Source organism: Anaerococcus kampingae (assembly GCF_046365475.1).
Taxonomy (GTDB): Bacteria; Bacillota; Clostridia; order Tissierellales; family Peptoniphilaceae; genus Anaerococcus; species Anaerococcus kampingae.
This window is the reverse complement of the sequence record NZ_JBGMEF010000006.1, coordinates 18,099-39,188: the sequence shown is the minus strand read 5'-3', so window position 1 is coordinate 39,188 and position 21,090 is coordinate 18,099. Positions and strand designations below refer to the sequence as shown.

The 21,090-nt window shown below is 33.5% G+C and carries 21 protein-coding genes; 11 read left to right on the top strand and 10 right to left on the bottom strand.

From position 1 onward, the window contains the following. Window positions 1–112 precede the first annotated feature (112 nt). The 4 genes from ACCQ42_RS01305 to ACCQ42_RS01290 all read right to left on the bottom strand — a co-directional run bounded on the left by ACCQ42_RS01305 (window position 113) and on the right by ACCQ42_RS01290 (window position 2,160). A complete protein-coding gene (locus ACCQ42_RS01305) occupies window positions 113–526 on the bottom strand; it encodes a DUF2871 domain-containing protein (RefSeq protein WP_106460626.1) in 414 nt (137 codons plus the stop codon). Next, window positions 519–1,184, bottom strand: coding sequence for a hypothetical protein (locus ACCQ42_RS01300; RefSeq protein ID WP_106460625.1), 666 nt, complete (start codon window positions 1,182–1,184; stop codon window positions 519–521). The genes ACCQ42_RS01305 and ACCQ42_RS01300 overlap by 8 nt, the downstream gene beginning before the upstream one ends. Before the next feature lie 66 nt (window positions 1,185–1,250). Then, window positions 1,251–1,799 (bottom strand): TetR/AcrR family transcriptional regulator, encoded by a 549-nt coding sequence (locus ACCQ42_RS01295; RefSeq protein ID WP_106460624.1) that lies wholly within the window; start codon window positions 1,797–1,799, stop codon window positions 1,251–1,253. 40 nt (window positions 1,800–1,839) lie between these two features. Then, window positions 1,840–2,160 carry a DUF4491 family protein gene (locus ACCQ42_RS01290; RefSeq protein WP_106460623.1) on the bottom strand — a complete coding sequence of 107 codons (321 nt, stop codon included), beginning with the start codon at window positions 2,158–2,160 and terminating at the stop codon, window positions 1,840–1,842. A 159-nt stretch (window positions 2,161–2,319) separates the two neighbouring features. Between ACCQ42_RS01290 and ACCQ42_RS01285 the strand changes: the two genes are divergently transcribed. After that, on the top strand, window positions 2,320–2,724 hold the full coding sequence (locus ACCQ42_RS01285; protein WP_106460622.1) for a helix-turn-helix domain-containing protein: 405 nt from the start codon (window positions 2,320–2,322) through the stop codon (window positions 2,722–2,724). 9 nt (window positions 2,725–2,733) lie between these two features. Further along, window positions 2,734–3,081, top strand: coding sequence for a hypothetical protein (locus ACCQ42_RS01280; RefSeq protein WP_106460621.1), 348 nt, complete (start codon window positions 2,734–2,736; stop codon window positions 3,079–3,081). A gap of 43 nt (window positions 3,082–3,124) precedes the next feature. Here the strand turns inward: ACCQ42_RS01280 and ACCQ42_RS01275 are convergent, their stop codons facing one another. From ACCQ42_RS01275 to ACCQ42_RS01265, 3 genes are all read right to left on the bottom strand, one after another. Then, window positions 3,125–4,885 carry an ABC transporter ATP-binding protein gene (locus ACCQ42_RS01275; protein WP_106460620.1) on the bottom strand — a complete coding sequence of 587 codons (1,761 nt, stop codon included), beginning with the start codon at window positions 4,883–4,885 and terminating at the stop codon, window positions 3,125–3,127. Beyond that, window positions 4,882–6,621: an ABC transporter ATP-binding protein gene (locus ACCQ42_RS01270; RefSeq protein WP_106460619.1), complete on the bottom strand. Its 1,740-nt coding sequence runs from the start codon at window positions 6,619–6,621 to the stop codon at window positions 4,882–4,884. The genes ACCQ42_RS01275 and ACCQ42_RS01270 overlap by 4 nt, the downstream gene beginning before the upstream one ends. 167 nt (window positions 6,622–6,788) lie before the next feature. Continuing rightward, window positions 6,789–7,400, bottom strand: coding sequence for a hypothetical protein (locus ACCQ42_RS01265; RefSeq protein WP_106460618.1), 612 nt, complete (start codon window positions 7,398–7,400; stop codon window positions 6,789–6,791). A 52-nt stretch (window positions 7,401–7,452) separates the two neighbouring features. Between ACCQ42_RS01265 and ACCQ42_RS01260 the strand changes: the two genes are divergently transcribed. Further along, the gene (locus tag ACCQ42_RS01260) at window positions 7,453–9,645 is read left to right on the top strand and encodes a DNA internalization-related competence protein ComEC/Rec2 (RefSeq protein ID WP_106460617.1); all 2,193 of its coding nucleotides are present in this window, start codon (window positions 7,453–7,455) and stop codon (window positions 9,643–9,645) included. Next, complete coding sequence (gene holA / locus ACCQ42_RS01255; RefSeq protein ID WP_106460616.1) at window positions 9,642–10,655, top strand: DNA polymerase III subunit delta; 1,014 nt, start codon at window positions 9,642–9,644, stop codon at window positions 10,653–10,655. The genes ACCQ42_RS01260 and holA overlap by 4 nt, the downstream gene beginning before the upstream one ends. Window positions 10,656–11,401: 746 nt before the next feature. On the opposite strand, the gene rpsT is transcribed toward holA, so the two are convergent. Next, window positions 11,402–11,668, bottom strand: coding sequence for a 30S ribosomal protein S20 (gene rpsT, locus ACCQ42_RS01250; protein WP_106460615.1), 267 nt, complete (start codon window positions 11,666–11,668; stop codon window positions 11,402–11,404). A gap of 145 nt (window positions 11,669–11,813) precedes the next feature. Between rpsT and lepB the strand changes: the two genes are divergently transcribed. Together lepB and lepA are read left to right on the top strand one after the other, a co-directional pair. Next, on the top strand, window positions 11,814–12,374 hold the full coding sequence (lepB, locus tag ACCQ42_RS01245; RefSeq protein WP_106460614.1) for a signal peptidase I: 561 nt from the start codon (window positions 11,814–11,816) through the stop codon (window positions 12,372–12,374). Window positions 12,375–12,390: 16 nt separating this feature from the next. After that, on the top strand, window positions 12,391–14,202 hold the full coding sequence (gene lepA / locus ACCQ42_RS01240; RefSeq protein WP_106460613.1) for a translation elongation factor 4: 1,812 nt from the start codon (window positions 12,391–12,393) through the stop codon (window positions 14,200–14,202). 21 nt (window positions 14,203–14,223) lie between these two features. On the opposite strand, the gene ACCQ42_RS01235 is transcribed toward lepA, so the two are convergent. Both ACCQ42_RS01235 and ACCQ42_RS01230 read right to left on the bottom strand, forming a co-directional pair. Then, the gene (locus ACCQ42_RS01235) at window positions 14,224–15,069 is read right to left on the bottom strand and encodes a zf-HC2 domain-containing protein (protein ID WP_158698380.1); all 846 of its coding nucleotides are present in this window, start codon (window positions 15,067–15,069) and stop codon (window positions 14,224–14,226) included. Beyond that, window positions 15,062–15,544: an RNA polymerase sigma factor gene (locus ACCQ42_RS01230; RefSeq protein ID WP_106460611.1), complete on the bottom strand. Its 483-nt coding sequence runs from the start codon at window positions 15,542–15,544 to the stop codon at window positions 15,062–15,064. Before ACCQ42_RS01230 ends, ACCQ42_RS01235 begins: the two co-directional genes overlap by 8 nt. Before the next feature lie 104 nt (window positions 15,545–15,648). On the opposite strand from ACCQ42_RS01230, the gene ACCQ42_RS01225 reads away from it, so the two are divergent. The 5 genes from ACCQ42_RS01225 (at window position 15,649) to dnaK (ending at window position 21,089) form a co-directional block, all read left to right on the top strand. After that, entirely contained in the window at window positions 15,649–16,509 is an 861-nt protein-coding gene (locus ACCQ42_RS01225) for a GNAT family N-acetyltransferase (RefSeq protein ID WP_410035112.1), read from the top strand. Further along, complete coding sequence (gene hemW / locus ACCQ42_RS01220; RefSeq protein WP_106460609.1) at window positions 16,502–17,623, top strand: radical SAM family heme chaperone HemW; 1,122 nt, start codon at window positions 16,502–16,504, stop codon at window positions 17,621–17,623. Before ACCQ42_RS01225 ends, hemW begins: the two co-directional genes overlap by 8 nt. A gap of 70 nt (window positions 17,624–17,693) precedes the next feature. Then, entirely contained in the window at window positions 17,694–18,710 is a 1,017-nt protein-coding gene (gene hrcA, locus ACCQ42_RS01215; RefSeq protein ID WP_321160849.1) for a heat-inducible transcriptional repressor HrcA, read from the top strand. Window positions 18,711–18,728: 18 nt separating this feature from the next. Beyond that, window positions 18,729–19,262 (top strand): nucleotide exchange factor GrpE, encoded by a 534-nt coding sequence (gene grpE / locus ACCQ42_RS01210; RefSeq protein WP_199792159.1) that lies wholly within the window; start codon window positions 18,729–18,731, stop codon window positions 19,260–19,262. A gap of 12 nt (window positions 19,263–19,274) precedes the next feature. Beyond that, window positions 19,275–21,089 (top strand): molecular chaperone DnaK, encoded by a 1,815-nt coding sequence (gene dnaK, locus ACCQ42_RS01205; RefSeq protein WP_106460606.1) that lies wholly within the window; start codon window positions 19,275–19,277, stop codon window positions 21,087–21,089. Window position 21,090 lies beyond the last annotated feature (1 nt).

Genomic DNA, 21,090 nt, shown 5'->3' with positions numbered 1-21,090 from the left:
ACTGCCAAATACTATATCTATTATACCCTGACTTAATTATTAATCACTTATTTTGAGAAACATTTAGATTGCCATACAAAATATCAATTAACTCTATTATAAGAAAATGAACTTATTCTTTTACCAAACTATTAAGAAAAGAATAAAGAAAATAAAAAGCAAGGGCAAGAATTATATGGCCTAGGCCTGCAAAACCTGAAATACTTGCATCAAGAGCCATTTGATTTAGGTCATAAATTTGATAAAATCCCCTGGCAACTAGACTTAAAAGACTTAAGCTAAGGCCTATATTATAGGTGATATAAAATCTTTTTTCTTTCTTAATATCTGAAGAATCAAAGTTTTTAGCAAATAGGGTCAAGATAAGAAAAATTATAAAGCCAAGCACAAGGCTGTGGCCGTGAGCAAGGGCTAGGTTTGTCCTGCCTGTAAAGCCTATAAATTTTGTAAACTCCCTATAAAAGGCTCCTATAAATAAGGCAAAAATCCCGTAAGCAAAGGCTGTTTTAATATATTTTTTAGTCATTATTTTCTCCTCTCATTGCCAAATAACCAATAAGAATTGTCCAGATATAGGTGCAGGTTTTTGGTATCATCAAGATACCGATAAGTGGTATAGTTTTTTCAAATAAGACCACCGGCAAATAGAATCCAAAGCTTAGAACTATGGTTAACCAGAGATTTTTAAAGGCTAGGTCTCCTTCTTCTCTAGATTTCTTATAGAAAATGATTATTATAAGGAGTCCTAAGATAGCAAAGGGGATATTTCTATATATAGCCCAAGCAAATGGTGAATTTGTACTCAAAAACATATTTTCTGGGCATAGGACCAGGCTAATCCTTAATAAGGCTAAGATCCATATTAGTATAGTTAAGCTTTTCCTATCCTTAATCTTGTAGCGCAAACGCCAAATATAGTATAAAATTAGGTAAAATATGGTCATCGTGATAGAAGTAATTAACTTACCAAGACCAAGAGCAAAGGTCCAGTTTTCTAGGCCTGTAGTATTTAGGGCTAGGGCTCTGGGAACTAGGTGGAAAGCATCTCCTAGGCCTAAAACAAGGGCCATTAGGCCAAATAAGAAATATTGCCTATCTTTTCCCTCTCTAACCATCCTTATACCAAGGAATGTAACAGTTGTTAGGTAAAAAATATCAAAGAGACTTTCAAATATAGCTTGCATATTATCCTTCTTTCTGAACACTGTTCATTTTTGAGTTTTAGAAAACCCGCACCTTTTGCGGGTCTTTTAATAAATAATTTTTTCAATGACCTTTAAAAATAGGTCCTTATCGTAATTTTTGTCGACAATAAAGCATATGCTTGTGGTAAGGATATATTTTATAAGGTCATCCTTTGAAAAAGTATCGTTAAAAGTAGCTTGCTTAATTTTTTTATCCTCATTAAGAGCACAAATCATTTCTTTTTTGAGCTTTTCAAGATAGACATCCATCGAGCTTTTAGCCTTATCCTTGTTTTTTGACTTGAAAGATAGGGAGTGGATATTAAAAAAATTGGGATACTTTTTAATACCTGAGATAAGATGGTCTAAAACATGATCTAGATATTTTATAAAATCATCAAAAGCCAGGCTCTTATCATCGATTCTAAATATATCTTCCCAAACACTTTCTATAGTCTCTATCAACAAATCATCCTTCGATGGGAAATAGTTGTAGATTGATCCTACAGCAAGATCGCATCTGCTTGCAAGTTTTCTTATACTAAGGGCATTTAGCCCTTCTTCTGCTACAATTTCTCTCGAAAATATAAGGATTTTTTCTTTAGAAATACTCATTAAAACTCCTCATGAACATTGTTCATTTTCATTATAAGGTCTATTTATCTTTTGTCAAATTATTTCTCAAATCATCATAATATTTTTTTCTATTAGGATTTTCTGGAAACCAGCCCTTAAGAACTCTTTCCTCTTGTTCTACCACTTCCTTTATTGACCAAAAACAGCAGCAAGCAATCACTCCAGCAAAGATACTAGGTATTAGACTCTTAATTAAAATAGAAACAAGAGTAAAGATAAGTCCTGCTAGAAAAAAATATTTATTAACCTTTTTACCAAAATAATATTCTCCCTTTATCACTAGGGGATGAAAAATCCCTATAAGAAAAAATGTCACTAGACCAACTAAAATTCCTTCCATAAATCCTCCTTCTATAATTATCTAATATATAGGCTTATCAGTCAAATAATATTGAAATTGACCTATGTAAAAGAGTTTTTACATAAAAATAAGCCAATGTAAAGTATAATTGATAGACGAAAACAAAAAAATAAACTAAGATATCTTTAGGAGGTAGGGATGAAGATTGGAGAAAAATTAAAACAAGCAAGATTAAATAAAAAAATGACCCAAGAGGAAGTAGCAGACAAACTTTACGTTTCTAGGCAATCCATATCAAATTGGGAGAATAACAAAACTTATCCTGATATAGGAAATGTTCTTGCCTTATCCGATTTATATGAGATTAGCTTGGATGAACTTTTGAAAGGAAGCGATAATTTTATGAAACATTTGGAAGAATCAACAGATATAGTAAGATCAAACAAAAAACTCATTTTTTATATAATTATGGGCCTGGTCGCAATGGTTGTTATGGCAATCTTTACAGAATTTTTACCGGAAAAAGTAGTTTTAATTGCTATATTTATTCTGGCAGTAATAGTAACAGGCTTAGTTTATAGTGAGATTATTAAGAGATTTTAGGAGAAGGAAATGGATATAAAATTAATAATAATGGTTATAAGTGGGGCAGTATTTGTGGTTGGTGGTTTTATCCTCCAATACAATATCTACAAAATGACTCAAATTGATGCAAAAGCGAGAGGACTTAAACATCCTAGATTATTGGGTGTCTTAAATATTTCTGGAAACAACGGCAATGCCTTTTTGCTAGCATATTTAATAGGCAGGAAAAAATACCCAATACAAAATATTTCTAGGAAAGATTTGGCAGACCTTGAATTATATAAGAAAAAATCCTTCCTTGCCTTATCAATGAATCTTATAGCATCCTTGGTTTTTGTTATAGCCTTTATATACTATAAGGGTATGACATTTTAAAGATCTAAAAAGCTTAAGCGATTTTACGCCTAAGCTTTTTTCCTTATAGATATAATTCTGCTTGCGTTGTAAACATCTCTTTGTAGAGACCATCTTCTTTTATCAATTCTTCGTGGGTCCCATTTTCTGTGATTTTGCCCTGATCACATACTATAATTCTGTCTGCATATTTGGTGGATGATAGTCTGTGGGAGATGAAAAGGGATGTTTGACCCTTGGAAATTTTTAGCATATTTTCAAAAATTTCCTGTTCGCTCCTTGGATCTAGAGCACTGGTTGGCTCATCCATTATGAAAAATTTCCCTTGGTGGAAGATTGAACGGGCGAGGGCAAGCTTTTGACCGATTCCTCCAGATGGCTCTACTGACTTGTCTGAGAATAAATAGGTGAGGAAGGTATCTTCTTTTTCTACTTGTTTAGATATCCAATCAGATAAATTTAGAAGGTCAAAGGCCTTATCCATATTTTCATACTCAAGATCTGTAATATCTTCCTTCAATTTACTTGTGATATTTTCGCTAATCCTAAATGGAAATAGCCTAAAGTCTTGGAAGGTAGGGGATAGGATCTCATAGTATTTTTTGGTCGATATCTTACTTATATCAATATCATTTAGGTAGATAGTGCCTCCCGTTGGTTCGTAAAACTTACACAATAGTTTTACTATAGTAGATTTACCAGCTCCATTTTTGCCCACAAGGGCAAGAGTTTCGCCATTTTTTATTTCAAAAGAACAGTCTTTTAGGACATAATCTTCACTTGCTGGATACTTAAAGGATACATTGTCAAATCTAATCCTAATCTCATTTGTATCAAAATCGGTGATTTCTCCCTTATCAAGAAGCCCTTCTTCCATTTCAAGGAAGTTAAAAAATACTTCTAATTGAGCATTTACAGAAATAACCTTGGCGTAGTTTTGCTGGATAAGGTTGGTTGCGTTTATCACCTGTATTAGGGAGTTGAAATACATGGTGAAGTTGGCAAGGCTAATTGTCTTATCGATTAATTTATAGGTAAGATAAATTAAAGTTAAGATAATTGACCCATTGGCACTTACATTCATGATACCAGTGTAGATGCCATTTTTGTTGAAGTATTCTGTTGAAGAATCAATCATCTCTTGCTGGTAGAAGTCTGCTTTTTCTAGGACTAAATCTTGGCTTTCATAGATTTCTATATCCTTAAAATACCTAAGATCTGCCGCAAAATTTGCAAAAAATCTATATGTCCTTAAATCTGAAATATTATTTTCCTGGTATTTTAGTTCATTTTCCTTAATTAGACTTACTATTTTTTTGTTTATCAAAACTAATAAAATTAGCAAGATGATTATTGCAGGATTTAGCTTTACAAGTATTCCTAAAGCTAAGATTCCAGTTATAGCAGCTGATATTACCAAGATTATTATGTCATAGAGGGTGTACATTTCCCAAACCGCATAGTGGGCTTGTTCCATCATATCCTGGATTTCCTTACTGTCAGACTTTTCTATGGGTAGCCTTAGGGACTTTTGTGCAATCTTAAAGGTAAGTTTATCTGACATATCTTCAAAGGTGAGAGTTAGATAATTGTTTAGCCATCTATGGGTTACTTCTTTGATAAAACCAAGGCCTATAACCAAGAGTCCAAGACCTAGGCAGTAGGAAATTCTTTTTTGTCCCATAAGCTCATCAATAATTAGTTTTGGAGCAAAAATATTTATAAGCGGCAAAAATCCCAGAACAAGGTTTGTAATAATTACCCTAAGAGTAAATCCTGGCTGGTAGGTATCTATTAATCTAAAGAGTTTTCTAATATTTTTCATAGGACCTCCTTGTAATTTTTTGCTTGGAGACTATAGAGGTCTTTATAATCTTCACATGTCTTCATCAGCTCATCATGAGTTCCGTTTGCAAGTATTTCGCCATCTTTAAGATAAATTATCCTGTCACAAAACTTAGTCGATGCCAGCCTGTGGGAGATAAAAATCGAAGACTTATCTTTTGTCAGATCATCATAGAGCATATAGAGTTCTCTTTCATTAAGGGCATCAAGCTGGGCTGTTGGCTCATCTAGAATTAATAGTTTAGCCTTAGATTTTGCTATAGCTCTAGCTAAAAATAGCCTTTGCTTTTGTCCACCAGATAAATCAACCCCATCATTGTCTAAAATTCTAAGTAGGGTCTGGTCGTCTTTTTTCTCATACTTATTAATGATTTCATCTAGGTGGGTCATTTTGTAAATATCATCTATATTTTTATCCTTAGTTGACATAAGGATATTTTCCTTAAAGGAAAATGGCAAAAGATTTGAATCTTGGAAAACAGCTGAAATTAGCTTTTTATAGTCTATATGAGAATTTTTTACATCTTCTCCATTTATTAAAATAGTGCCTTCTGTTGGTTCGTACAGACCTGCAAGAAGTAAGGCAAGGGTTGACTTACCAGCACCATTTTCTCCTACAAGAGCAATAGTTTCAGAGTCTTTTATCCTTAGATTAATATTTTCTAATACATAAGAATCAGTACCTGGATATTTAAAAGAAACATTGTCAAGGACTATTTCCATTTGGTCTGGATAAAGTTCTTGTTTTTCATCCTTATAGACATCTGTAATCTTAAAAAATGGCTTAAACATGGTAAAGTTTCTTCGAATATCAGAAAAAACCCACATAGTTTGATGGTTAAAGGCAATAAAGGCAAATATCGCTGTAAAATATACATAGAAATTCGCTATAGAAATCTTTCCTCCAATAAGACCTGTCATTAGCCAATAGATTATAAGTCCGTCCCTGATTAGGTTAAATACATTTGCCAGGGTGAAAATTCTTAGAGTCTTTGTGTTGACATCTCCTAGGCGGATTATCCTGTCCCTATTGGTTTTGCCATAATAGGATTTAAAAATCCTGACTGTGTCAAAGATTAAAATATCCTGCTTGGATAGGGGAGATTTCATTTCGTTATTAAGCTTAGAAAACTTATCCCAGTTTGGACTCATTTCTTCCCAGTACTTGTCATATGACTTAGGGACTTGGTTTAAAAGCAACCATGAAATTATGGTTAGGATTATTGTTGTGGCTAGAACCCAAAGGTCCATAGAAGCAAAAATCCACAAAAATCCTCCAATCGAAATAAGAAGGGCAAAGATTTCTGGCAAATCCATCATAATGCCACCAACACCGCCCCAAGGTGATTCTACTGCCTTCATGGCATCACTTATTTTTTCGGATTCTGATTTTTCTTTTTTAAGAGCGTAGGGTAGGTAGAGCGAATACTCTGTAATCATATTCATTAGCTTATAGCGGACGTGGTTCATCCTCATCCTGTAATTGCCCATAACAAAGGCATCAAAAAAGCTAATTAATGAAGAAATAAAAAATAAGCCTATAAAAAATACTGGAAAAACTTTAGGATTTTCCTGGTAGTTTTTTAGGATATAGGCAGGGGAAATAATCCATAAGAAGGGTTTGATCCCTACAAATAGACCATAAAGTGTGATTAGTAAAAACATGATTGGCTCCAAACGAGCCATCTTTTTAATTAAAAATTTAAATTCTTTCATAGTGCCGAAATTTCGGCATCCTCCTTGTTTTTTCTTATGTAAGTCAAGGAGCTATCCTTACTTACTAGTTACTTGCTTCTTTTCCTTTTCTTAATTTTGTCATTTTTCTTCTCTCCTTTCTGTAAATTTATAATAGTTTACCATGCTGTAGTATTTTTGTCAATATCTTATCTACCAGCCAAAAAGCTTATGATAGTATTTTTTCCATCCTTGTGTACATCTAAGACCTTAAATTTTATAATCTTATAGGTGTTGTTAAAGCAAATATTAGAATTAATTACAGTTCCAAGTCCTGTAACTTCAGTTATTCCAGCCTGAGAATTGATAGGTAGGCTTGAGTCAATAGCATAGTTTATCATCTCATCAAAAAGCTCTGGGTCAATATCATCTCTATAATTAATAAGGCTTATGTAGGCCTCATCTTCATTTAGAAATAAATTTGTCTTAATCTTGCCATAAAATCCTTCAAGGAAAATTTGAAAGAGGATATAGGCTGTGTTGTAGGATAGGTTTCTGTATCTTAGATTCTTATCTACTTCAAGGACCACTTCTTCTTCACTTATCTTTCCATCTACAGAAATTAAGAGCTTGCCTCTATTTTCCTTTACCTCTATAATTTCCTTATCATCTAGGCTCTTATAATCATTTATTAATTCGTTATCATCAGCCATAAAGATATTTTTATCGACTATAACTTGGCTTATGTTATTTTTAAATCTCTTATCGAGGACTTTTGCCTTGATATTTAATATTTCAGGATAATTTTCATATATTTTCATAGGTCACCTCTAAATCTATTATAACATATGATATAATTAAATAGAGGTTTTTATGAAAAAAAATTTATCTTTAATCCTCCTAGGCCTAATTATGGGCATAGTGGGTTTTATAAATTTTGAAAATCTAAATATATTTAACCTAGGACTTGTAAGCCTAAGCCTTGCCTTTGTCCTTTATAGGAAAAATAGGGATTTTTCTCTAGTAGTTCTTGCAATTTTCTTGGGCTTTACTTTAAGCGTTATTAGGCTTTCTTCCTTTAATTTGCATGAAAGTGATATGGAAAATGTCCAGGTTAAGATTTTGGAAAAAAGAAAGTCAAATGACTCCTACAGGTATACAGTCCACATAAAAAATAAGGACTATGACCAAAAGGCCTTTATCTTTGATGAGGGAGATTTTGATATAGGAGATGTAATGGATCTTGAGGGCGAACTTAGGCTTATCAATAGGAATACCAACCCGAATTTATTTAATTTTAGGTCTTATGCTATTTCAAAAAATGTAAGCCTTGAATTTAAGCCTAAAAATCTCCATCAAGAGATTCTTAGAAGTCAGTCTAAAAATATATTTCTAAAGATAAGAAAGGGATTTTTTTCTTACATAAACAGGATTTTTTCTAATAACTTATCCAAGAAATCATCAGATTTTGTAATTTCACTTTTGTTAACAGATAATCTGATTGACAGGGAAAGCCTTGGCAAGATGGGCCTTGCCCATATTTTGGCAGTTTCAGGTCTTCACATGGATATGCTAATGACATTTTTATCCTTTGTTGGCCTTAAGCTAAAAATTCCTTATAAGTACACCAGGATAGCAGGTCTTATCCTAGTTGGACTTTATGCCTATATAATCGGTTTTCCCTATTCTGTCCAAAGGGTCCTTATAATAAATTTGATAGGCTTTGTGGGATTTTTGTCTAGAAAACCAATAGATAGGGTCAAATCATTAATAATTGCAGCCTTAATTATTTTGCTGATAAATCCTTTTGCTATTTTATCATCGGGCTTTATCCTATCCTTTGTAGCATGTCTTGCAATTTATAGGATTTACCCACGCTTTAAAAAGCTCTTTAAAGAAGGATTTATAAGAGATTCCTTTGCCTTTACAAGTGCTATCCAGCTTTCCACCTTGCCCTTTGTTGCCTATTATTTTAGGTATTATAATCTCTTATCCATACCAGCAAACTTTTTAATTGTACCAATATTTGAAATAGCCATATATTTGATGTTTTTTATTATCTTTACCTATCCGATTTTAGGAAGACTTCTTAAATTAGCCTTCCTTGGCCTGGATTTACTGGTAAATTCCATGCTTGATATGACAAGCTTTTTAGGTTCTATTTCATTTTTAAGCCTAGATTTTGTGGCAGAAAATATTTTGGTATCCATATTTTTATTTATACTAATTTATATATTTGCCAATGTAAAGGTAAAGAAGAACTTTGGTAAATTCCTAGGACTTTCCCTTGCTATAACTTCCATGTCGCTAGTCATGGATTTTATAAATAAAGACATAACTTATCAGATGATCGACATAGGCCAGGGCGATGCCTTTTTGATAGATGATAGGGGCAAATATTATATGATTGATGTAGGAGGACCTAAGTATAAGGACTATGATTCTGGAGAGAGAATCCTTGTGCCATATCTCAAAAGCATTGGGGTTAAGGAAATTGAGGGAGTCTTTATAAGCCATGAAGATAAGGACCATGCTGGTAACCTCAATTACTTGCTAGAAAATCTTAGGGTTAAAAATATAATAGTTGATAAGTCTCTATCAAAAGAATTTAAGGATAAATACCAGGCGAAGATAATAAATATAGGCGATGAAGTTAAGCTTTCTGATGGTTTTATCAGATGTATTTATGATGGGGAAAATAATGAAAATGAAAATGATAAGTCAATGGGACTATTGATAAATATAAAGGGTAAGACAATCCTAAGCCTAGGAGACCTATCAGCTGAATTTGAAAATAAATTAGACCAGAGGGCTGATATATTAAAGCTATCCCACCACGGGTCAAGGTCATCTTCAAGTAAGGAATTTATCGATAGGGTAGATCCAGATATTGCCCTAATATCAGCAGGAAGAAATAACACCTACGGCCACCCAAATAGGGAAGTTTTACATAATATTAGGGGAATAAAAACTTACAACACCCAAAGCGATGGCCTAGTTAAAATTAGGGTTAAAAATAAGGAAATTAAAGTAGAAAAATATTTGAAAGGAGGGTTTTTTAGATGAAATATGTAGATTTTTTTAAAAGTCTAAGTGGTAATCAAACTAGCGGAGTTTATTTATTTGATTCTGAGGAAGAATACCTCAATACCACCCTGATAGAAGAGGCAGAGAGAAAAATAAATATAAAAGACTTTAACCTAATCAGGATAAAGGGCGAAACAGACTACGAAAGTCTCAAAAATTCCTACGAAACCTATCCTGTCATGGAAGATAAGAAGATAATAATCTGGCAGAATATAGACCTAAGTAAAGATAAGGTCGCTTCTTACAAAGAAGTCTTAGATGAGCTAAGCAAAGATTTGGCAGATTTCCCAGCCTATGCTACTCTTATGATATTTTCAGATAATAAGCCGTTTAAGGGCAAGTTTTACAAGGAAGTTAAAAAGCAGGGAAATATCGTAGAAATCGAAAGGCTAAATAATAGGGAGCTGAGGTCCTTTATTGGCAAGAGATTCTTAAGCAAAAATAAGAAAATTTCAAACCAATTTATTGGAGAAATAGTAGACAGGTTTTCCTATCTTTCCTACAATAGCGAAGTAGACTTATATGAAATAGTAAACTCAGTAGATAAAATTATATCAAATTCAAATAATGAAGTCATCACAAGAGAGGATATAGAAGACCAACTAGATCAAGTCCTTAACCTATCCATATTTAACCTAACAGATGCCCTTTCCAAAAAAGACACAAAAACAGCCATGAAGACCTTCTTATCCATGGCAAAATCAGGAGAAGACCTTTTTATGGTCTACCATATGATAATAAGGCAAATAAGGATTTTAACAACCATAAAAAGCCTAAGTCAAGCATCCTACAACGACTCCTTTATGATGAAAACAGCAAAGATAGGAAGCTTTGAACTAAAAAAAGCCAAGGATTTTATAAGAAATTTCAGCCTTGATGAATTAATCGATATAAATGAAAGGTTATTTGATATGGAAAAAAGAAGCAAGTCAGAAAATTTTGATATGAAAGATGAGCTCTTGAAGTTGATTGCTTTTGTGGGGATTTAGGTAATTAATTGAATTTGATTGGATTAAAAAAGAACGTTGCTATTAAGACGTTCTTTTTAGTTTATTATAAGATTTTTATCGATTTCTATTTCTGATTCTCATTCGATAAATTGTGAAATTGCAAAAAAATTGCTTGCAAAGGTGTGTCTTTATCCTATGCGACTCGAGAAATTAAACGCTCCTGTTCGTCGCGTTGAATTTCTCTCCCTGCATAAAGTTTTTCTAGCAATGGGGTATCTTTATCCTATGCGACTACAAAAAAAGAACGCTCCTATTCGTCGCGTCCTTTTTTCTTCGCTGCATAAGGTTTTTCATCAATTTTCCTGCGCACTTCGTGCTTGTAAAATCGTGAAAACCGTAAAAATTTTGCTCGCAGGTCATGTCTTTATCCTATGCGACTACAAAAAAAGAACGCTCCTTTTCGTCGCGTCCTTTTTTCTTCGCTGCATAAGGTTTTTCATCAATTTTCCTGCGCACTTTGTGCTTGCAAAATTGTGAAAACCGCAAAATATTGCTAGCAATATTTGTGCTCTACTATTTGCGAATCGGAAAGCTCAACGCTCCTATTCGTCTCGTCGTTCTTTCCTCCCTGCATAATGTTTTTCATCAATTTATCTTCACAACTTTGTTGTTCGATAAATTGTGAAAACCGTAAAAATTTTGCTCGCAAAATTTTTACTACATTTAAAATGAGTGATTATCAGTAGTCATATGTCGGGATCCATTACTGATTATCACTCATTTTCTTATGCGTTTGCTGCGTTTAATTTTTTAGCTAATCTTGATGTTACAGATGCAACTCTGTTTTTATGGATTACATTTTTGCTTTCTGCTTGTTTTAGCTTTTTGTCAACTAATTTTAGTAATTCTCTAGCTTGGTCTAGTTCATTTGCTTCTATAGCTGCTTCAAACTTTTTGATGTAAGTTTTGATTGCTGATTTTCTTGACTTATTTCTAAGAGTATTTCTTTTAGCGACTTCAATTCTTTTTTGACTTGATTTAATATTTGCCATCTATTTTCACCTCTTCTCTTTTTTTACTTGACTTATGTATTCTACCATAAACTTTCAAAAAGCTCAAGTTTTTATTATATTTTTAAGAATTTTTTGAGAATTGACCCCATATAGTATATAATAATTCAAGGAATGAGAGGTTGTTATGGAAGATAAAAATAAAAAGAAGGATTCCATCTTAAGTGTGATTTGGGATTGGGTTAAAACTATTGCCGTTGCCTTGATCATAACTTTTTTTGTTAAGTTTTTTATTGTTGATGCCACTAGAGTATCTGGGGATTCGATGTTAAATACCCTACATAGTGATGATATGCTTATGGTTAATAAGATTGGAAAATATTTTGGCGACTATAAAAGGGGACAGATTGTTATTATTAATGCCCCAGATTATCCAAATAGATTGTATGTTAAAAGAGTTATAGGCACTCCTGGAGATACTGTCAAACTACAAGATGGCAAGGTCCTCATTAATGGAGATGTACTTGAGGAGAAATATATAGCTAGCGACCATACTCTAGAAGGTCTTGCTGGTAATGAATTTATCTTAGGTAGCAATGAATACTTAGTTTTTGGAGACAATAGGGATAATTCTAATGACTCCAGAAATTTTGGTAAGATATATAAAGAAGATATTGTAGGTCATGCATTTTTGAGGTTCTATCCTTTTGCTGATGCAGGACTTATTGATAATAATCCATATAAATAAGATTAGTAGGAGATATATGACAAAGAGAAAAGAAAATATTAGAAATTTTTCAATAATTGCCCATATTGACCACGGAAAGTCTACCCTTGCAGATAGGCTCATTGAAAAAAGTGAAAATATAAGCCAAAGGGATATCAAAGAGCAGATGCTTGATGATATGGAGCTTGAAAAGGAACGTGGTATTACAATTAAGCTTAAGTCTATTAAGATTCATTACAAGGCTAATGATGGCAATACTTATGACCTTAACCTTATTGATACTCCAGGCCATGTGGACTTTAATTATGAGGTGTCTAGGTCTCTTAAGGCTTGTGAAGGAGCTATTCTTGTTGTTGATGCTAGTCAGGGGGTTGAGGCTCAGACTTTGGCCAATACTTACCTAGCTTTAGAGCAAGATTTGGAAATTCTTCCGGTTTTAAATAAGATTGACCTTCCAAGTGCTAGACCTGATGAGATTAAACTTGAGATAGAAAATCAGATTGGCCTTGATACTGATGGAATTCCAATGATTTCTGCCAAGACTGGCTTAAATATTGAAGATGTTTTAGAAGATATTGTTAAAAACGTACCTGCTCCTGAAGATCATGATGATAAGCCTCTTAAGGCCCTTATTTTTGATTCTTATTATGACTCTTATGTGGGAGTTGTTTGTTATGTAAGAATCTTTGAAGGGGTCGTAAGACCAGGGGATGAGATTGTCATGATGAATACTGGCAAGAAATATGAGGTCAACCAAGTTGGTTATACAACAAGGGGTAGGATTGCTACAAAGGAACTAAGAAGTGGTGATGTTGGCTTTATAGAGGCATCTATTAAGGAAGTTAAGGATGCTAGGGTCGGTGATACTATAACAAGTGTAGCAAATCCAACAGATAAGCCACTTTCTGGCTATAAGGAAGTCCTACCAATGGTTTATTCTGGTATCTATCCAGCTGAAGGCGAATCTTTTGATAAGCTAAGAGATTCTTTAGAAAAGCTTCAGGTTAATGATGCTGCCCTTGTATTTGAGCAGGAAAATTCTCAAGCTCTTGGTGTAGGTCTTAGGGCAGGTTTCCTTGGACTTTTACACATGGATATCATAACCCAAAGGCTTGAAAGAGAATATGACCTAGATATAATCGCTACAGCTCCATCAGTTATTTATAAGATTAAATTAAAATCTGCGGATGAAGAGAAAGAATTACAAAATCCTAATGATTTCCCAGATCCTACAGAAATCCAATATATAAAGGAACCAGAAACAATTTCTGAAATAATTACTCCAAAGGAATATATTGGTCAAGTGATGGATTTGGCCCAATCTAGGCGTGGGGAGCTTATAAATATGACCTATATAGATGAAAATAGGGTTTCTATTAAATATAAGATTCCATTAAATGAGGTGATTTACAATTTCTTTGACAATCTTAAGTCAAGGACAAAGGGCTATGCTTCCCTTGATTATGAGGTGACAGGCTATAAGATTTCAGACCTAGTTAAGCTTAATATCCTAATTAACGAGAAAAATGTCGATGCCTTATCCTTAATTGTCCATAGGGATAGTGCATATGCAAGGGGCAGAGGAATTGTTGAAAAGCTAAAGGATGAGATTCCAAGACAACAATTTGCCGTGCCAATCCAAGCGGCAATTGGTGCAAAAATTATCGCTAGGGAGACTGTAAGGGCTCTAAGAAAAGATGTTATCGCCAAATGCTATGGTGGTGATATTTCTAGAAAGAAAAAGCTTCTTGAAAAACAAAAAGAAGGTAAGAAAAAGATGCGCCAACTTGGTAATGTTGAAGTCCCACAAGAGGCCTTCCTATCAGTACTTAAGCTTGATGATGAATAAAATAAAAAAGGGTGTGATTTCTCACATCCTTTTTTGGTCTATAAATATACTGATAAATATAAAAAACAGGTAAATTCCAAGGGTTAAGAAGGCGATGTATTTGAAATCTGTTGTTGGATAATAGGTTGCTGTATTTAATCCTTTAACTGCAATAATTGCTGAGAAAAGTGATAGGGGACCTCCCAGTAAAAATGTCTTTGTAGGTAAACTTAGAGATTTTTTTCTAAATTTTTCTAGCGCAAATATTATTAGCCCAAGGCCTATAAATCCAATAATAGAAGCTCTTGCATAAAATCCAAAGACAAGTCTTGGGAGAAGAGTTTGGCGAACTTCTCCAGATCCGATTACCATTTCTGGCATAGAATCGTGGTTTTGATAGAGGACAGTTTTTATCTTATCCTTATGAAAAGTAAGGGATTTTCTTGGCCTATCTTTATTAAAAATCTGGTCATATTTTGTGGTATAGGCATCAAGGTAGATGGCATCTTCTGTGTCAGTGTAATCAATCCCGCTAACCTTGTCAGAAAATTCTACTGTGTAGATGTCATCGCTCTTGTAAACTTTGTACAAGTCCTTTTCATACTCAATATGCCTTGGAATGCTTAGATAGGATATGATAAAAATGAGTATTGATCCGATAAACGAGACCACTGCTAGGGTAAAAAACCTAGTCTCTTTTTTTATCCTTTTTTCTACAAAAACTAAGGGCTTTGTATTTTTATTTTCAAATTCGATTTCATCTGTCAATTGCTTCTTGCACTTAGGGCAAGACTTTAAATGGTCTTCTACAAATTTAACTGATTCTTCGCTTAAAAGATTTTCCTTATATAAGGGAAGTAAGTCTTTTACAATATCACAATTATTCATCATTTTCCTCCATTAATATTTTTAATTTTTCCTTGGCCCTGTGGTATACAACACAGGCCCAGTTTTGATTTTTCTTATAAATCTCTCCAATTTCCTTAAAAGATAGGTCGTTAAGTCTTAGTTTCACAACATCTTTGTAAGGGTTTTCAAGACTTTCTATTGCCATATCCAAATTAGATAGATTTTCTTTGTACAATAAATCTTTCTCAAAAGATTCCAATTCCTGGTCAAAGTCTTCGATTTTATCAGTGACCAAAAGCCTTTTGTTCTTTTTATAATAGTTGTAATAGGTGTTTTTACCAATTTGAAAAAGATAAGCTTTTACCTTAGAATCTTCGATATTTTCTATGTTTTTCATGGCTCTTATAAAGCTTTCTGAGCAAATATCCTGGGCCACTTCTTTATTCTTGCATAGATATAGCAAAAATCTATACAAGTCATCAAAATATATTCTATAAATTTTTTCTATATCCATAGCCCCTCCTTCATATAGTAGACAAGTTACTTAGTCATATCTTACAAAATTTTAAAATAAATTCCATTATTGTATAGTATATTTATCATGGATAAGGAGTATTTATGGATATTAAAGTTGATTTTACTGATTTAGTTATAAAAACTGATAGGCTTGTACTTAGAGCCTTTAGAGATTCTGATTTAGAAGATTTTTTTGAATACGCAAAAATACCTGGACTTGGTGAAATGGCTGGTTGGCCTCATCATGAAAATCTAGATTACACTAGGGAAGTTTTAGAAAGATTTAAAAAAAATAAAAACGTCCTTGCTATAGAAATGGATGGCAAGGTAATCGGATCTATAGTACTTCGCCCAGTGGATGAGGATTTTTATAAAGAATTTGAAGGTAAAAAGGCCAAGGAGATAGGTTTTGTATTAAGTCCTGCTTACCATAGGCAAAAAATTATGACAGAAGCTGTTAGGGCTATGATGAAATATGCCTTTGAAGATTTGGGTCTTGATTATATTTCTGCTGGATATTTTAGAAATAATTTTAAGTCTAGGGATTTTCAAAAGAAGCTTGGATTTACTTTTTATGGTAGCCATATTGTGAAAGTTCCTATGGGAATTTTAGCCCCGGTTCACCAAACAATTTTCACTAAAGATGATTATAAAAATCATAAGATTGGCCAGGTAGAAGAAAAAAAGCCAGCTAAGGCAAGCGAGGAGCTAGTATTAAAATCTGATGAAGAAATAATTAGAAGATTACATTTTGAAAAGGAAAATGAATTTATACCACAAAATCCAGACCATGCCTATTATATAGTTGTAATAGATGGCAGGGTGAGGGTTATAGCAGATGGCAAGGAATACACATATTTTCCAGCAGATGCCCTTAGGATAAAAAAGGGATCTGATTTTAAGATAATAAGCAGATCTGTCGCTAAGTTAGTGCTTATAGAATTGATAGGTAAAAATGAATAAGATAGGAGCCTATATCCACATTCCATTTTGTGAGAAAAAGTGTTATTATTGCGACTTTGCAGCCTTTCCAAATTTAGAAAATTGGATTAGGCCCTATGTTTCTAATTTGATTAAGGAAATGAATTTTTATAGGCAAAGGATGGATGTAATCATTGATACGATCTACATTGGAGGAGGGACACCTTCTTATATAGACGCTCGACTCATTGAAGAAATAGTTGAGGAAATCTATAAATTTAAGACAGACATAAAAGAATTTACCATCGAGGCAAATCCAAATTCGCTTAATAAGGAAAAGCTTAAGACCTATAAAAAGCTTGGCATAAACAGGATCTCTCTAGGAGTCCAATCCTTTGATGATAGGGTCCTTAAAAATATTGGTAGAAATCATACAAGAGAGAGAGCCCTTAGGGATATAGATTTGATTAGGGAAGCGGGATTTAAAAATTTATCCTTTGATTTGATGTTAAACCTCCCAGGTCAAGATATGGATTCTGTAAAAAAGGACTTGGATTTTGTAAAGAAAATTAATCCAGACCATATTTCTTGGTATTCTTTGATATTAGATAAGGGTTCAAGGTTTTATGCTCTTGACAAAGAAGGCAAGCTTGATTTGATGGATAGTGACTTAGAGGTAGATATTTTTGATATGATAATAGATGAGCTTTCAAGACTTAATCTAAAAAGGTATGAAGTATCAAATTTTGCCAAGCAAGGTTTTGAATCACTTCATAACAAAAAATATTGGAATGGCGAGGGTTACTTTGGCTTTGGCCTTGGTGCTAGCGGCTATCTTTTAAATACCAGATATACCAATACAAGAAATCTAGCAATTTATGATAAGTTTATAAGAGAAAATAAGCTTCCTATTATAAATAAAGAATTCATTGATAGGGATGAGAAGGAAAAAGAATATATAATTTTTAAGTTAAGAGAGGCTCAAGGAATAAATCTTAAGACCTTTAAGGAAAAATTTAAGGCTGACTTCTTAGAAAAATATAAAGAGTCAGTTGATAAATTTTATAGGGATGGATTTTTTGAAATCTCTGATAGGATAAGCTTTACTAAGAAGGGATTTTCCCTTTCTAATGAGTTTTTTCTTGAAATAATATAATATTTCTTGACAAAGGAATCCTAGCTAGTATACTATAATTAGCAGTCGATACTAAAGAGTGCTAAAAGGAGTGAAAGACTTGAAAGATAGAAGAATGCAGATACTTTTCTCTATCATAAACTCCTATATCCTAGAGGGAGAACCAGTAGGCTCTAAGAGTTTGGCTGATGATTATTCCTTTGATGTATCACCGGCTACTATTAGAAATGATATGTCATCTCTAGAAAAGAAAGGCCTTCTAAAAAAGGCCCACTCCTCAAGTGGTAGGCTACCTTCAGATAAGGGCTACAGGTTTTTTGTAGACCATTTACTTGAAAATGGCCTGCTTGATCAGAAAAACGATCCTAAAAACTTGAGGCAAATCTTGGATAAGAGATACCATAATGCTACAGATATTGTAGATTCAGCTACAAAGATTTTAGCGACAATCACAAATCTAACAGCAGTGTCTATCACTTACAAAAATCAAATAAAATCAATAGCCAACATAGAGCTATTAAGGGTAAATGATTATGCACTCATACTTATAGTAGTCTATGACAATGGCCTAGTTGTTAATGATTTGATTTATCTAAAATATGAGATAGATGATCAAAGCTTATCGCAAGTTAATCATATATTAAGGAGCGAGCTAGTTGGTTCAAGTATTTATGATATAGGCAAGAAAATCATAAGTATAGAAGAGAAGTTAAATCTAAATTATAAGTATTTGCTCGATATAATCCAAACAAAGATGGAAAATGAATCTAGCAAGGATTCTGATAAGGAAATCAAGATAGAGGGTTTGGGTAATATATTCAATTTTAAAGAATTTGATGATATAGTTAAAGCTAAGGAATTTATCAATCTCTTTGAAAATCCAGATATTATTACAGATTTTCTAACTGATAAAAATGACCAAAGCCTAGTCATCACTATCGGAGAAGAAAATAAAATCGACCAGTTAAAGGAAAATACAATCATAACATCCTATTTTAAGGTAGACGAAAATACCATCGGTAAGATTGGTATAGTAGGTCTAACTAGAATTAGATATAAAGAAGTTATTGAAAGTATTAAGCTAGTTTCAGATTTACTAAATGAATAAAAAGGTAAGGTGAATGATTTGGCAGATGATAAAATAAAAGATGAAGAAAAATTAGAAGAAGAAAATATAAAAGAAAATCCAGAAGATGAAGAAGTAATCGATGCTGAAATAGTTGAAGATACGGAGGAAACTTCATCAGATGATAATGAATATTTAGAAAAATATCAGAGACTTATGGCAGATTTTGCAAATTATAAGCAAAGAGAAGAAAAGTCTAAAGCAGACTTTAAGAAATTTGCCTCAAGCTCTCTTATAGAAAAGCTTCTACCTGTCTTAGATAACTTTGATAGGGCTCTTAAAGATAAGGATATGGAAGATCCTTTTGTAAAGGGAGTCATAATGATAAGAGATGAATTTCTAAAGACCCTCAAAAGCGAAGGTTTAGAAGAAATTGAATCAGACGGATGCGTTTTTGATCATAATATGCATCACGCAGTAATGACGGAAGCAAGCGATACAGTTAAAGAAGATTATATAATAGAAACATTCCAAAAAGGATATACATTACACGGCAAAGTCCTTAGACCAGCAATGGTTAAGGTAAGCAAATAGGAGGAAAAACATATGGCAAAAATTATAGGAATTGACTTAGGTACAACCAATTCTGCAGTAGCAGTAATGGAAGGTGGACAAGCAACAATTATACCAAACAGTGAAGGTAATAGAACAACTCCATCAGTAGTAGCTTTCTCAAAAGATGGCGAAAGATTAGTTGGTGAAACAGCAAAAAGACAAGCAATTACTAACCCAGATAGAACAATAGCATCAGTAAAAAGAGAAATGGGACATGATTGGAAGTCTCCAGAAATAGATGGCAAGAGATACACACCAGAAGAAATTTCAGCAATGATTCTTCAAAAATTAAAAGCAGACGCAGAGGCTTATCTAAATGATACAGTAACAAATGCAGTAATCACAGTACCTGCCTACTTTACAGATGCTCAAAGACAAGCTACAAAAGACGCTGGACAAATTGCAGGTCTAAAAGTAGACAGAATCATCAACGAGCCAACAGCTGCTGCTCTTGCATACGGTATGGATAAGGAAACAGACCAATCTAAGATTATGGTTTACGACCTTGGTGGTGGTACATTCGATGTTTCAATACTTGAAGTAGGTGATGGAGTATTTGAAGTACTTTCAACAAGAGGAAACAACAAACTTGGTGGAGATGACTTTGACCATGCAGTAGTAGAATATCTTGCAGCTGAATTCAAGAAAGAATCAGGTGTTGATTTAACAAAAGACCTAACAGCAATGCAAAGACTAAAAGATGCAGCTGAAAAGGCTAAAAAAGAGCTATCATCAACACTTACTACAAATGTTAACCTACCATTTATAACAGCAGTAGATGGCCAACCTGTCCACTTAGACATCAACCTAACAAGGGCTAAATTCAACGAATTAACTCATGATCTTGTAGAAAAAACAAGAAAACCAGTAGAAGATGCTTTAAAGGATGCAGGCCTATCAGCTTCTGATATAGACAAGGTCCTACTAGTAGGTGGTTCTACAAGGGTGCCAGCAGTTCAAGAGCTAGTTAAAAATATAATCGGTAAAGAACCACAAAAAGATATCAACCCAGATGAATCAGTTGCATTAGGTGCAGCTATCCAAGGTGGTGTTCTAACAGGTGAAGTAAAAGACCTATTACTACTAGATGTAACACCATTATCATTAGGTATTGAAACACTTGGTGGTGTAGCTACAAAATTAATCGAAAGAAATACAACAATACCTACAAAGAAGAGCCAAATATTCACAACTGCAGCAGATGGACAAACAGAAGTAGACATCCACGTAGTACAAGGTGAACGTGAAATGGCAGCAGACAACATAACTCTTGGTAGGTTCCAACTTACAGGAATTCCTGCAGCTAGACGTGGTGTTCCACAAATCGAAGTAACCTTTGATATAGATGCCAACGGTATAGTAAATGTAACAGCTAAAGATCAAGGCTCAGGTAAGGAACAAAAGATAACAATCACATCATCTTCAAACCTAACAGAAGAAGAAATCGATAAAAAGGTAAAAGAAGCAGAACAATTTGCTGAAGAAGATAAGAAGAAAAAAGAAACAATAGATGCTAAAAATAACGCTGAAAACCTAGTTTACCAAGCTAGAAAGACAGTAGAAGATGCAAAACTAGAAGGCAGCGAAAAAGAAGCTATAGAAGCTAAGGCTAAAGAACTAGAAGATGCAATAGCAGCTGATGACTTAGATAAAATTAAAGCACTTACAGAAGAGTTAACAAATGAAATCTATAAGGTAAGTGAAAAGATGTATAAACAAAGCCAAGCTGGAGCAGAAGGTGCTAGCCAAAGCGATGAAGATGTAGTAGATGCTGACTACGAAGTAATCGATGAAGATGAAGAATAAT

Excerpts from the sequence above, each read along its gene's own strand:
- ACCQ42_RS01305 (WP_106460626.1), bottom strand. The coding sequence starts at position 526 with ATGACTAAAAAATATATTAAAACAGCCTTTGCTTACGGGATTTTTGCC.
- ACCQ42_RS01300 (WP_106460625.1), bottom strand. The coding sequence starts at position 1,184 with ATGCAAGCTATATTTGAAAGTCTCTTTGATATTTTTTACCTAACAACT.
- ACCQ42_RS01295 (WP_106460624.1), bottom strand. The coding sequence starts at position 1,799 with ATGAGTATTTCTAAAGAAAAAATCCTTATATTTTCGAGAGAAATTGTA.
- ACCQ42_RS01290 (WP_106460623.1), bottom strand. The coding sequence starts at position 2,160 with ATGGAAGGAATTTTAGTTGGTCTAGTGACATTTTTTCTTATAGGGATT.
- ACCQ42_RS01285 (WP_106460622.1), top strand. The coding sequence starts at position 2,320 with ATGAAGATTGGAGAAAAATTAAAACAAGCAAGATTAAATAAAAAAATG.
- ACCQ42_RS01280 (WP_106460621.1), top strand. The coding sequence starts at position 2,734 with ATGGATATAAAATTAATAATAATGGTTATAAGTGGGGCAGTATTTGTG.
- ACCQ42_RS01275 (WP_106460620.1), bottom strand. The coding sequence starts at position 4,885 with ATGAAAAATATTAGAAAACTCTTTAGATTAATAGATACCTACCAGCCA.
- ACCQ42_RS01270 (WP_106460619.1), bottom strand. The coding sequence starts at position 6,621 with ATGAAAGAATTTAAATTTTTAATTAAAAAGATGGCTCGTTTGGAGCCA.
- ACCQ42_RS01265 (WP_106460618.1), bottom strand. The coding sequence starts at position 7,400 with ATGAAAATATATGAAAATTATCCTGAAATATTAAATATCAAGGCAAAA.
- ACCQ42_RS01260 (WP_106460617.1), top strand. The coding sequence starts at position 7,453 with ATGAAAAAAAATTTATCTTTAATCCTCCTAGGCCTAATTATGGGCATA.
- holA (WP_106460616.1), top strand. The coding sequence starts at position 9,642 with ATGAAATATGTAGATTTTTTTAAAAGTCTAAGTGGTAATCAAACTAGC.
- rpsT (WP_106460615.1), bottom strand. The coding sequence starts at position 11,668 with ATGGCAAATATTAAATCAAGTCAAAAAAGAATTGAAGTCGCTAAAAGA.
- lepB (WP_106460614.1), top strand. The coding sequence starts at position 11,814 with ATGGAAGATAAAAATAAAAAGAAGGATTCCATCTTAAGTGTGATTTGG.
- lepA (WP_106460613.1), top strand. The coding sequence starts at position 12,391 with ATGACAAAGAGAAAAGAAAATATTAGAAATTTTTCAATAATTGCCCAT.
- ACCQ42_RS01235 (WP_158698380.1), bottom strand. The coding sequence starts at position 15,069 with ATGAATAATTGTGATATTGTAAAAGACTTACTTCCCTTATATAAGGAA.
- ACCQ42_RS01230 (WP_106460611.1), bottom strand. The coding sequence starts at position 15,544 with ATGGATATAGAAAAAATTTATAGAATATATTTTGATGACTTGTATAGA.
- ACCQ42_RS01225 (WP_410035112.1), top strand. The coding sequence starts at position 15,649 with ATGGATATTAAAGTTGATTTTACTGATTTAGTTATAAAAACTGATAGG.
- hemW (WP_106460609.1), top strand. The coding sequence starts at position 16,502 with ATGAATAAGATAGGAGCCTATATCCACATTCCATTTTGTGAGAAAAAG.
- dnaK (WP_106460606.1), top strand. The coding sequence starts at position 19,275 with ATGGCAAAAATTATAGGAATTGACTTAGGTACAACCAATTCTGCAGTA.